We start from the raw sequence: 11,648 nt of genomic DNA, 5'->3' as shown, positions 1-11,648 counted from the left end.
TCCTGGATCAGGTATCACGGTCCCAGTTCCTGGATCAGGTATCACGGTCCCAGTTCCTGGATCAGGTATCACGGTCCCAGTTCCTGGATCAGGTATCACAATATCCCGATGAGCAGACATCGTCTGCTCAAACACTTTATCCGCAGTCTCATGCACTGCGGAATACTTTTTTGGAGCCCGAAAGGCCTCTACTGAGGCCGCTCCAAAACAAAAAACAAAAATAAAAATTATTGTCGCAATTCTTCTCATTGAATCTTACCTCCTCTCCCCTTTCCAAGGGGAATTTTTAGAGTAAGGTTAAAGGCACCTAGCCCCACCTCACTCTCTTTCTCACTATCCTCGCCTCCTTGAAGAGAGGCGAACTCTGGATTCCAAAAGACATCCAAAATCCACCCATTCCTCTTGGGAAGAAGGATGCGCAATCCAACAAAAGGCTCGTGAGAAAAGCCTTTCATTGTGATTCCCTCTTTTTTTAAAGAAATAATATTTAAATTATTCCCAAAAAAAAGAGAGAGATCTTTAGAAAAGGGGTGGTGGTACTCCCCCTGCAATGAAAAATCTCTAATTTCCTTGGCCCACACATGGCCAATAGCCAAGGAAAAAAAGTCTTCTGGGAACAGCCCAATCCGCCATTCCTTCTCTACTCCAACCCCGACCCACTCGCCGGGGCTTAAGCTACTGACGGCCACCAACCGCCAGTTAGTCCCTCTTACCCCACACCCAATTTCGATGTGGTAGGGGCCTAGACCAAAAGCCCCCTCTGAGAAACGGTCTCTGAATTTCTCCAGAAAACCGTTTTTTTCTACCTCGATTTGCAACTCTGATGTTGCAATTCCAGTCATACCTACCACTTCCACAGTGATAGTACGTACCCCGGGAACAAGGTACGTATGGGTGACGACGAACCCTTCGGCGATCACCCCATCACCGAAGGAAAACTTTACTGATTCTATCCAGTCAGTAAAGTTTTTTGGGACATCAATCGTAAAGGTCGTGGTCGCCCCAACCACAACTTTAGAAGGACCTAACACAGCCACAGTCCCTTCATCTGCCCCGGCGGAAATAATGCCAGAACAGACTAAACAAACTAACAATACCAACAATAATACTTTTTTCATTTTTTTACCTCCTTGTTTTCCCTTAATTTTAAAAACTATAGATAGGGAAAACTTTTAAAAAAAATGAATTTTTTAAAAAAACGAAATATATTAACAAAAAATTTAGATGGAAAATTTTAACCCACTAAATTTTCTGAAACAAATTGTCAAAGAACAACTTTCTATATTAAAATAACAAAAACGTTTTATAAATTATACGCCTTGTTATATAAACATATTTTATTTTACCTTAGCACTTTTTTTCCTTTTTGTCAATACCTAAACAAAAATACCTTAATATAAAAAATTAAAAAAACGCGTCGCAACGGCGCGTTTTTAATAATACAAAAATACTTTTTTTATCCATACACAAATGTTTCATATTTTTTTGATTTTTGTTTTATCTTAATTCATTGCTTTTTTCAATTAAATTCTGTAAAATATATTTAATTATTTTTATTTTTCTAAAAATTATTTTTTATGGAAATTACTTGGTTAGGACATTCTTGTTTTAAAATACAAGACAAAAACATAACTTTAATTACCGACCCTTTTGATTCTCAAACAGGATTAAAACCTTTAATAAAATTAAAAGCTAATATAGTGACTGTCAGTCATGATCATTTAGATCATAATAATATCAAAGTCGTTTCTGGAATTGAAGAAGAACCTCCTTTTATTGTTTCTAGTCCGGGAGAATATGAAATTAAAAATGTTTTTATTTATGGTATTCCCTCTTTTCATGATGAAGATAAAGGAAAACAACGAGGATTAAATACTATTTTTTTAATTAAAATGAGCGAAATTACTATCGCTCATTTAGGAGACTTGGGGCATATTTTATCTGATGAACAATTAGAAAAAATAGAAAAAGTGGACATTCTTTTAATTCCAGTTGGCGGAACTTTCACTATTGATGCTAAAAAAGCTAAACAAGTAATTAACCAAATTGAGCCCAAAATTATTATTCCAATGCATTATAAAGTTCCGGAATTTAAAGAAAATTTAGACGAAATAGATAATTTTTATCAAGAAATGGGGATTGAAAAATCACAACTAATAAATAAATTAAAGATTTCTAAAAAAGATTTGATTAGTCAAACTGAAATGAGAGTGGTTGAAATGGAAAACTAAAGAAATTTTGAATTATCATAAAGTTTACATTATTTGTACATTTTTCAATTGTTTCTTGTATTTTGTTTAAATTATTTTTACGAAAAATATTAATTACCAAATTTCTGATTAAAGAATAATTTGCAGGAGCATTTCCTCACGGTTAGGGAAATTAATTAAGCCCCCTTGATAAAGGGAGTTGGGGGATTTCTTAAAGACAAAAGAAACCCTCTAAATCTCCCTTATCAGGGAGACTTTTGGAAGGGGGATTTTCAAAATTATTTTTATTTTTTGTAGAACAGCCCAACCGTAGGGTCGGACTGGAAAATTTTGAATTTTTATATGATTGAAGAAAAAAAGAAAATAATACTTTGGCTAAGCGTTTCCATTATTACAATTATCGTTATTATTATTTGGGGATATTTTTTAAAGCAAAAATTTCTTTCATTAAAAATACAAAAAAAAGAACCTACAATTCAAGAGTTACAATTTAAAGAAAATTTAAAAGATTTAAAAAAATCTTTAGAAAATGTTAAACAAAATATTTCAGATGTTAAAAATATAAATCAAAAAAACGTAGAAATACAAGAACAAAAAGAAAAAACATTATCTTCAGAACAAATTGAAAAAATTAAAAAAGAAATAAAAAAAGCAGTAAAAACTAATAATCAGTAACAAGTAATTAATACTTTTAACTTTCAACTTTTAACTTTTTATGGCACCAAAAGAACAAGAAAATCAAAACGATGAAGAAATTTTAAAAGAGGAATCTTTATATCATGAAGCCATATCCAAAGCTAGAAAAGTTCACTCCTTAACCTCAGCATTAAAAGAAGCAGTATCCTTAGGTTTTCTGTTAAAAGAAAATATAAAAAATCATAGAGTAGAAGTTTTTATAATAGCTGGGGTAATAGCTGGGGCTGTAGATTTGTCTGATATGGCATTTTTGGGCATTGATTCACTAATTACTGGATGGGGAAAATTTTTTTGCATTTTAACTTTATTTATTTTCCTTTTTGGTAAAGGAAGATGGAAAACAAAAGCATTAAGATGGGTAATAATAAGAATACTTTTTATAACTGGTTTTGTTGAATTTATTCCTTTTTTATCAATGTTGCCAATGTGGACAATATCTGTATTTTATTTTTGTTATAAATCAAAAAATGAGGCTCAAAAAAATCAATTAGAATTAGATGAGATTTTAAAGAAAACCACACAATTAGAAAATAAAATCGCGCAATTATAATAAAATTTTTTTAAACTTAATAACTTATGGAAAAAAGAAAAATAATAATTGAAAAATTATTTCCAAATCTTAAAACCTTTCCTGAAAACATAGAAAAAAAATATCCGTCTAGAAATTTAAAACAAGAAACACTCGTTACTAGAATAGCTCCCAGTCCTACTGGGTTTTTGCATATTGGCGGAATTTATGCTGGATTATTATCAGAAAGATTAGCTCATCAAAGTAATGGTATTTTTTATATTCGAATAGAAGATACAGACAAAAAAAGAGAAATAAAAGGCGCAACAGAATTGGCTATTAAATCTTTTGAAACATTTGGCATTTTTGCAGACGAAGGAGAAACATTGTCAGGAGAAGAAAAAGGAAATTATGGCCCCTACAAACAAAGCAAAAGAGAAGAAATTTACAAAACTTTTGCAAAAAAACTTGTAAAAGAAGGTTACGCCTATCCTTGTTTTTGTACTTCAGAAGAATTAGAAAAAATAAATATAAAACAAAAAGAAAATGAAATTAGAACTGGTTATTACGAAAAATGGGCTCAATGTAGAGAAAAATCAGATGAAGAAATTTTACAAGCATTAAATAAAAACAAACCATTTGTAATTAGATTTAAATCAAATGGCAATAATAATAATCGAATTGAATTTAACGATCTTATTAAAGGTAAGCTATCTTTGCCAGAAAATGATCAAGACATAGTAATAATTAAATCTGACGGTTTACCCACTTATCATTTTGCTCATGTAATTGATGATCATTTTATGCGAACCACTAATGTTTTGCGAGGAGATGAATGGCTATCCTCTATTTCATTACATCTTGAACTTTTTAAAACTTTAAATTGGAATCCTCCTAAATATGGACATTTTCCACCAATTAATATTCTTGAAGGAAATTCAAAAAGAAAATTAAGCAAACGAAAAGATCCTGAAGCTAATGTTTTTTATTATGATAAAGAAGGTTATCCAACAAACGCGATAATTGAATATTTACTTAATTTAATAGATTCAAGTTTTGAAGAATGGCGAAAACAAAATCCTAAAATTGATAATACGAAATTTCATATCAATTTAAAACATTTGAGCGCAAGCGCTGGTCCTCTTTTAGATATGCAAAAACTACAAGACATTAGCAAGAATTATATTAGCCAATTGTCCACAAAAGAAATTTTTCAACAATGCAATGAATGGGCAAAAAAATATGATAAAGATTTAGCCAAGAGGCTAGAAAATGATTCTGAATATATAAAAAAAATATTTTCCATAGAAAGAGATGGCGATAAACCAAGAAAAGATACGGCAAAATGGTCTGATATTAAATGCCAAATAGAATATTTTTTTGATGACATTTTTAAAAACATTAAAATTGATTTAAATGAACTATTGCCAAATATACAAAAAATAGAAATAGAAAAAATAGCGAAACAATTTTTATTAATTTATAATGAAAAAGACAATAAAGACGAATGGTTTTTAAAACTAAAAAAAATGGCAAAATCCCTGGGCTATGCAGATAATATTAAATCTTATAAGGAACAGACTGATCAATACAAGGGTCACATTGGAGATGTCGCTATGATTTTGCGAGTATTACTAACAAAACGCAAACAAACCCCAGATTTATTTCAAATGATACAATGCATGGGAACCGCTCGATTAAATTCTCGCCTCAAAAAATTTAATATTTTATTTATTTAATTTCCATTTTATATAATTTATTTTCTCCTTTTTCTTCTTTTATAAAATAAAGAATTTTATCTTCAAAAGAAAAAAATAAATCTTTAATTTTTTCAGATTTTAAAAGTTGCGCAATATTTCTTTGATCTAGACCATCTATTTCAACAGCATTAATTAAATTATCTGAATTAAATATAAAATAATTTTCTTGTGGATACCAAATAGCTTTTAAAATTTCTTGTGTCCAACGACCTAATAATTCATAAGAGCTTTCTTTTAATTTTTCTAAATTAAGATAACAAATCCATAATTCAAAATCATTATAATAAAGTATTTTTTTTCCATCTTTTGACCAAGAAATATTTTTAGCCTGCAAAATTATTTTTTGAATTTTAGATTGAGGAGAAATTAAATAAAGCAATTGATTTTCTTTATCTAAAATACTAAGAATATTAGTCGGAGAAAATATAAAAAAATAAGAAGAAAAAGGTAATTGAGTGATTTTTTTACCAATTTTAACTGAAGAATTATTTTCCTCAATTTTTTTTAAAGAAATGTTTTTATTTTTTAAATCTGAAACTAAATAATAAAGAGAGGCTTTGTCAAAAAAATAATCTAAAATATTTGTTGCTTCCGAAATTATTGAAATTATTTTTTGATCTTTTAAATTAATTTCAATTAAAAAAAAATGATCTTTTGTTTTAACAACTCCATAAAGAATTTTATCATTTTTTTGATGCCATTTAATATTTTGAAGATTTGGTTCAAATTCATTTAAAGAAATAATATTTTCTGGTTTTTCTAAATCTAAAATTAAATTATTTGTTACTCCTAATTTAGTATTTCCTTCAATTAAAATATTTTTTTCTGAAGAATTAAAAGAAAAATTATTAATTTTAATAAATTGCGCAAAAGGAAAATATTTAATAAATTTTTCTTCTTTGGTCTCAAAATTAAAAGACCATAAATCAAATCCTTTTAAATTTTTAGTAAAAAAAATTATTTTTTTTCCATTTGAAAATAATTTAAAATTTTCTATATTTTTATCTAATAATAAAGTAAAGGTTTGATCTTTTTTAAAAAGAGTAATGTTTTCAACAAAAGTAGTTAAATTGGGATTGATAGTTATTTTTTTTTGCCAATCAAAAAAACCGGAGTTTTGCAATTTAATTGAATAATCTCTGGGAAAAAGATTTATTATTTTTGTTGGTGTTTTTTTCTTTTGCAATTTTCCATTCAGAAAAATTACGGCATCTTTTGGGTCTGTTTTTAAAATTAAAATTCCGGTCTTTTGCCAAATATTTTTTTTAAAATCATAACGATAACCCAAAGAATATTTTAAAATAAAAATCGCGCTAATAAGAAAAACTACAAAAAAAACAAAAAAAATTATATAGCGAGTCTTTAATTTCATAAAAAAAATAACAACAAAAATGTAGGGTTAGAGTCTATGTTCTAACCAAAAGATTTGGGTAGGTTGGAGCCTCTGCCCCAACCAAAAGATGAGAGCAAAAACTCTCATCTACCCCATAAATTGAAACCCTACATTTTTTTTAATAAGATCTTCTTGCTCTTGAACGAGATCTGCTAAAATTCATGGTTCGACCATATCTTGAACGTGTCGGACGCATTTTAATTTGTTCTAACTCAACAAATTTTGTTAAATTTAATTTTTTATTAATTAACCTTTCAATATTAAGAATATCTTTCCCTTGATTGGGAGTAGCAAAAGAAATCGCCTTACCAATATTTCCTGCTCGAGCAGTACGGCCAATACGATGAACATAATCTTCTGAATTATCTGGTAAATCATAATTCACCACCAACTCTATACCACTTACATCTATGCCACGACTAGCAATATCAGTGGCTATTAAAATTCGATATCTTTTATTTTTAAATCCAGCCATGGCTTCACGACGTTGATTAAAGGAAAGATTGGAATGAATTTCAGCCACTTTATAACCACTTAATTCAAGATTTTTGGTTAATGCTTTAGCACCATGTTTAGTGCGAGCAAAAACCAAAATTGATCCATTATATTGATTAAGAATTTTTTCTAATTGAATATATTTATCCTCTTTTTTTATTACATATATTTCCTGATCAACATGCTCAACTGTTGTTCCTTGTGGAGCAATTTCAATATGAATAGGTAAATTCATATAATTAGAAGCGAGTTTTAAAATTTGCAAAGGCATAGTTGCAGAAAATAATAAAGTTTGTCGCGTCTTAGGAATTTGTTCAAGAATTTCTTCTATTTGAGGAATAAAACCCATATCAAGCATTAAATCAGCTTCATCTAAAACTAAAATTTTAACATTTTTCAATCTTACCTCTCCTCTTTTTAAATGATCAATTAATCTACCCGGAGTAGCGATTATAATATGGGGATCATTTCTAATGCTTCGTATCTGACGTCCAATTGCTTCGCCACCAATTAAAACAGCAATTCTTAAACCAAATTTACTTCCTAATTTTCTTAAATTTTCTTCAACCTGCAAAGCTAATTCGCGAGTTGGAAGTAAAATTAAACCCTTTTCTTCATTAATTATTAAACGCTCTATCATCGGAATACCGAAGGCAAAAGTTTTTCCAGTACCTGTTTGAGCTACGCCAATCAAATCCTGACCAGCAAAAATTACAGGGATTGATTTTGTTTGAATAGGAGTTGGAATATTTAAATTTAAAAATTCAAGCACTTTTAAAATTGAATCCCCAACACCCAATCCTGCAAATCCTAATTTAGTTTGTTTAATTTGTTCAGACATAAAATAAAAATTATTTATAAAAATTTTACCATATATTCATCTTTAAGTCTATATCCCAATTTTCGATAATATTCACGAACACCGATACCAGAAATTACGCAAATTTTTTTAATTCCAAGATTTTGAACAATTTTTTCCGCTTCAAAAATTAATTTTTTCCCTAAACCAAAATGTTGAATCGCTTTTTTATCTTTTTCTCCAATCATTACAGCTTGTCCATAAGTGTGTACCTCGCGAATAATTGCCGCATTTTTTAAAATCAATAATTGTTCATTAGGTTTATGTAATATTCTTAATCGTAAAAAAGCGTATAAATTTTTTTGTTGCGCATCTTCAAAACTCAAAAAATATTCAATTCCATTTGACGCCTCATATTTTTCGCTAAATAATTTTAAATTTTGTTTTTTTGTTTTTTGCTTGCCATGATGAACATCGGGATAAATTTTTTGTTCTAATGTTTTAACTTGTCGACATCTAATACATTGACATTTTAAGTTTTGTTTTTCCATTTCTTGTTGAACTATTTCCCGCAAATTGGAAATTTTATTTCCAGCTTCAACGCTTGTTGACGGAATATCCCGAATAACTCGAATAATCCGTACATATCGCGGAACAATTGTTTTAATTTTAATCAAAAGATTAATTAATTGCTGAGTAGAATATGGCTGATATTTTCCTTGTTTCCAAAAATAATACAACTCTGAATTTTTTGTTACCACACAAGGATAAATTTTTAATAGATCCGGTTTAAAATTAAAATCATTAAATAATTTCTCAAACATTTTAAAATCTTTATTTAATGTTGAGCCAGGTAAATTCGGCATCATATGATAACAAACCTTAAAGCCCGCGTCTTTTAATAATTTTGTCGCTTGAATTATTTGTTCCACCTTGTGTCCTCTGATATTAAATTGTAAAATAGAATCATCTAAAGCCTGAACACCCAATTCCACTTTTGTGCAACCCAACTCACGCATCCTTTTTATTTCTTTTAAATTTATAAAATCCGGTCGCGTTTCCAATGTCAAAGCAACGCATCGATGTTTAGCTTTTTCATTAATTTTTTGCAATTTCTTTAAAGTTAATTTTTTTTTATTTTGATTATTTAACGCATCAAAGCATCTTTTAATAAACCAATTTTGATATCGTTCTGGAAAATAAGTCCATGTCCCTCCCATAATAATTAATTCCACTTTATCAGTAGGATGACCTGTTGCTTCTAATGATTTAAGCCGAACTTGAATTTGTTTATATGGATCAAATTTACAAAGAACAGCCCTCATTACCGCTGGTTCATTAGATAAATAACTTTTGGGAATTTCTTTTTCAGTTGGACAATAAAAACATTTTCCCGGACAAGGATATGGTTTGGTCAAAATAGCAACCACAGCCACTCCAGAAAGCGTTCTAATCGGATGTTTTTTTAAAAGATTTTCCAACCAACTTTGTTTAGAAATTTTTTTTTCTTTTAAAAATTTTTGATAAATTTCAAAAAGATCAGAATTAGAAAAAGGAACCATTTTAAATTCTTTACAAATTTTCCTTTTTATTTTAGAAAGCTCTTGATCATTTTTTGGTTTTAATTTTATTAAATTTTTGATTATTTTTTGAAGCATAAATATTTTATGAATTTACAAACAATAAATTTTTTACTTAAAAAAACTAAAAAAGATTATGCTGAACTGGCAGAAATTTTTAGTCATACGCGAAAATATCTTTGGAAAGATTTAAAAGAATTTGATCAATATATAAAAGATGACGATACTATTTTAGATTTGGGCTGTGGCAATGGCCGGTTGTTTGAATTATTTAATAATAAAAAAATAGATTATATTGGCATTGATAATTGTGAAGAATTAATTAAAATAGCAAAAGAAAAATATCAATCAACAAATGCCACTTTTCTTGTTGGCGACGCGATAAACTTACCATTTAAAAATGAAAAATTTAACGCAATTTTTTGCATTGCCGTTTTAAATCATATTCCTTCAAAAAAGCTACAAATAAAAGTTTTAAAAAATATAAAAAAAATTTTAAAAAAAGATGGCGTTTTGATTATGACCAATTGGAATTTTTATCAAAAAAAATATTTTTCATTAATTATTAAAAGTTTTTTTTTCAGCCTTTTTTCTAAAGCCCCCTTGATAAAGAGCCTGTCCCAAGCTTGTCACGGGAGGATTAGGGGATTTTTAAACAAATTAAACCCTCTAAGTCTCCCCGATATCCATCAGAAAGACTTAAAGGAAAATTTAGATTTTGGCGATCTTTTAATCCCTTGGAAATTAAAAGATTCGTCCTGCTGTGGCATGAATAAAATAGTTCATCGATATTATCACGCTTTTTTAATACAGGAATTATCACAATTATTTAAACAAACAGGGTTTGAGATAATAGAAAAATATTACACCAAAAAAGGAGAAAAAACAAATTGGTGGAACGGATACAATCTTGTTTTTGTGGTTAAAAATAATTAAAACAATGTTTACAAAACTCAATCTCTTGTTTTTTGTAAATTTTTTTTGAAGGATTTCAGAAATTAAAAAACCTTTCCGTTTTAAACCCCTCCAATGTCCATCAGAGAGGTTGGGAGATTTTTCAGAAACTAAAAAACCTTTCTGTTTTAAGCCCCCTTGATAAAGGGGGTTGGGGGATTTCAGAAATTAAGAAACCCTCTAAATCTCCCTTATCAGGGAGACTTTATGAAAAAAGGATTTTCAAAATTATTTTTCTTTTTTTTAGAACATCCCAACCGGGCATAAAACCCGCCCCTACAAAATGGTAAAAAAAATTCAATGGAGAATTTTGTAAGCCGATTCCATGTAATCGCCCACAGAGCGAAAATACAGTTTCGCCCCTACAGAATGTAAAATTAAAATATATTTAGATCTTTTGTTTGGGTATTTAATATTTAGGTGTCTAAAAACCAAACATTAACAAAATCCAAACATTTAATTTAAATTTTCATAACCACACTGTGTTAACACAGTGAAAAAAATGCTAATAATATTATAAAAATTTTATTGGGGAAGATGTTTTTATTTCTCATCTTCCCCAACTTTTTACCCTTTTTTTCACCTCCTCTTGTTTTTTGACATTCTGCCTTCCCAATGATACTGAGAAGGTAAAATGACTACTTCTTTATTGTCTAAAATCTCTGTTTCCTTATATTTAGAAAGGCTTAGATTAAAGAAAAAAATAATTATTCGCAATGCCAAGATTCCTTCGTATTTTTTTATTCTTTTTTTTATTCTTTTTAGTTCATAATCAAGCTCACTTTTTTTTATTTCAAGAGAAATACACTTCCCTTGAAATAACCTTAAACGAGCCTCGTTCTCCTTAAAATGCCTTATCCGTCTTACTAACTGACCGTAAGACCTCCTCCTTTTTTTCCCTAAAAAAAAACTAACCACTCTTTCCATTTCATACCCTCCTATTAAAATATTAGAAACTACATTATGTAATTTCTCAACAACTAATTTTTATAAATTAACTCTTGATAAATTACATTATTACAATAAAAATAAGTAAAAACTTTTCCTAATACAATAAAATTTATTCTATTGTTGTTCCTTTGAATTTTTTTTTGGCTAAAAAATTATCTACATTTTGAATATCAGCCCCCTTTAAAACAATTACTTTTAATTGAAGTTTTTCTGCTAATTTTGAAGCAATTGGATCAAATGGTAAATTTGCTCCGGGATTCCATTTATCTCCGACAATTTTTCTAAAATCATGCCAATTTATT

Annotated in this window: 11 protein-coding genes and 1 pseudogene; 5 read left to right on the top strand and 7 right to left on the bottom strand. The window is 28.7% G+C overall.

What is annotated here, in order from left to right; genetic code table 11:
• Together CVV26_00060 and CVV26_00055 are read right to left on the bottom strand one after the other, a co-directional pair.
• Nucleotides 1-93: pseudogene (locus CVV26_00060) on the bottom strand (phosphoglycerate mutase).
• A 152-nt stretch (nt 94-245) separates the two neighbouring features.
• Nucleotides 246-1,118 (bottom strand): hypothetical protein, encoded by an 873-nt coding sequence (locus tag CVV26_00055; protein PKL72653.1) that lies wholly within the window; start codon nt 1,116-1,118, stop codon nt 246-248.
• Between the two features lie 459 nt (nt 1,119-1,577).
• Here CVV26_00055 and CVV26_00050 point away from each other — a divergent pair, with 459 nt between their 5' ends.
• From CVV26_00050 to CVV26_00035, 4 genes are all read left to right on the top strand, one after another.
• The gene (locus CVV26_00050) at nt 1,578-2,231 is read left to right on the top strand and encodes a lactamase (protein PKL72652.1); all 654 of its coding nucleotides are present in this window, start codon (nt 1,578-1,580) and stop codon (nt 2,229-2,231) included.
• 321 nt (nt 2,232-2,552) lie between these two features.
• Nucleotides 2,553-2,885 carry a hypothetical protein gene (locus CVV26_00045; protein ID PKL72651.1) on the top strand — a complete coding sequence of 111 codons (333 nt, stop codon included), beginning with the start codon at nt 2,553-2,555 and terminating at the stop codon, nt 2,883-2,885.
• A 40-nt stretch (nt 2,886-2,925) separates the two neighbouring features.
• Nucleotides 2,926-3,456 (top strand): hypothetical protein, encoded by a 531-nt coding sequence (locus CVV26_00040; protein PKL72650.1) that lies wholly within the window; start codon nt 2,926-2,928, stop codon nt 3,454-3,456.
• A gap of 26 nt (nt 3,457-3,482) precedes the next feature.
• Nucleotides 3,483-5,153, top strand: coding sequence for a glutamate--tRNA ligase (locus CVV26_00035; protein PKL72649.1), 1,671 nt, complete (start codon nt 3,483-3,485; stop codon nt 5,151-5,153).
• On the opposite strand, the gene CVV26_00030 is transcribed toward CVV26_00035, so the two are convergent.
• From CVV26_00030 to CVV26_00020, 3 genes are all read right to left on the bottom strand, one after another.
• The gene (locus CVV26_00030) at nt 5,146-6,546 is read right to left on the bottom strand and encodes a hypothetical protein (GenBank protein PKL72648.1); all 1,401 of its coding nucleotides are present in this window, start codon (nt 6,544-6,546) and stop codon (nt 5,146-5,148) included. The genes CVV26_00035 and CVV26_00030 overlap by 8 nt on opposite strands.
• Nucleotides 6,547-6,685: 139 nt before the next feature.
• Nucleotides 6,686-7,903 (bottom strand): hypothetical protein, encoded by a 1,218-nt coding sequence (locus CVV26_00025; protein PKL72647.1) that lies wholly within the window; start codon nt 7,901-7,903, stop codon nt 6,686-6,688.
• A 14-nt stretch (nt 7,904-7,917) separates the two neighbouring features.
• Nucleotides 7,918-9,519: a tRNA uridine(34) 5-carboxymethylaminomethyl modification radical SAM/GNAT enzyme Elp3 gene (locus CVV26_00020; protein ID PKL72646.1), complete on the bottom strand. Its 1,602-nt coding sequence runs from the start codon at nt 9,517-9,519 to the stop codon at nt 7,918-7,920.
• Between the two features lie 9 nt (nt 9,520-9,528).
• Here CVV26_00020 and CVV26_00015 point away from each other — a divergent pair, with 9 nt between their 5' ends.
• The gene (locus CVV26_00015; GenBank protein ID PKL72645.1) at nt 9,529-10,377 is read left to right on the top strand and encodes a hypothetical protein; all 849 of its coding nucleotides are present in this window, start codon (nt 9,529-9,531) and stop codon (nt 10,375-10,377) included.
• A gap of 597 nt (nt 10,378-10,974) precedes the next feature.
• On the opposite strand, the gene CVV26_00010 is transcribed toward CVV26_00015, so the two are convergent.
• A complete protein-coding gene (locus CVV26_00010) occupies nt 10,975-11,322 on the bottom strand; it encodes a hypothetical protein (protein PKL72644.1) in 348 nt (115 codons plus the stop codon).
• A 133-nt stretch (nt 11,323-11,455) separates the two neighbouring features.
• On the bottom strand, nt 11,456-11,648 hold a 193-nt coding region (locus tag CVV26_00005; GenBank protein ID PKL72643.1), incomplete at its 5' end, for a UMP kinase.

The sequence above is a fragment of the Candidatus Kuenenbacteria bacterium HGW-Kuenenbacteria-1 genome (assembly GCA_002839745.1).
Classification (GTDB): Bacteria; Patescibacteriota; Patescibacteriia; order UBA2591; family PGYQ01; genus PGYQ01.
Note: the sequence above shows the minus strand (reverse complement) of the source record. Positions and strands in the feature narration are given on the sequence as shown.

What these genes read in the sequence shown, in the direction of transcription:
- CVV26_00035 (PKL72649.1), top strand. Translation starts at nt 3,483, where the DNA reads ATGGAAAAAAGAAAAATAATAATTGAAAAATTATTTCCAAATCTTAAA.
- CVV26_00020 (PKL72646.1), bottom strand. Translation starts at nt 9,519, where the DNA reads ATGCTTCAAAAAATAATCAAAAATTTAATAAAATTAAAACCAAAAAAT.
- CVV26_00010 (PKL72644.1), bottom strand. Translation starts at nt 11,322, where the DNA reads ATGGAAAGAGTGGTTAGTTTTTTTTTAGGGAAAAAAAGGAGGAGGTCT.
- CVV26_00045 (PKL72651.1), top strand. Translation starts at nt 2,553, where the DNA reads ATGATTGAAGAAAAAAAGAAAATAATACTTTGGCTAAGCGTTTCCATT.
- CVV26_00055 (PKL72653.1), bottom strand. Translation starts at nt 1,118, where the DNA reads ATGAAAAAAGTATTATTGTTGGTATTGTTAGTTTGTTTAGTCTGTTCT.
- CVV26_00050 (PKL72652.1), top strand. Translation starts at nt 1,578, where the DNA reads ATGGAAATTACTTGGTTAGGACATTCTTGTTTTAAAATACAAGACAAA.
- CVV26_00025 (PKL72647.1), bottom strand. Translation starts at nt 7,903, where the DNA reads ATGTCTGAACAAATTAAACAAACTAAATTAGGATTTGCAGGATTGGGT.
- CVV26_00040 (PKL72650.1), top strand. Translation starts at nt 2,926, where the DNA reads ATGGCACCAAAAGAACAAGAAAATCAAAACGATGAAGAAATTTTAAAA.
- CVV26_00030 (PKL72648.1), bottom strand. Translation starts at nt 6,546, where the DNA reads ATGAAATTAAAGACTCGCTATATAATTTTTTTTGTTTTTTTTGTAGTT.
- CVV26_00015 (PKL72645.1), top strand. Translation starts at nt 9,529, where the DNA reads ATGAATTTACAAACAATAAATTTTTTACTTAAAAAAACTAAAAAAGAT.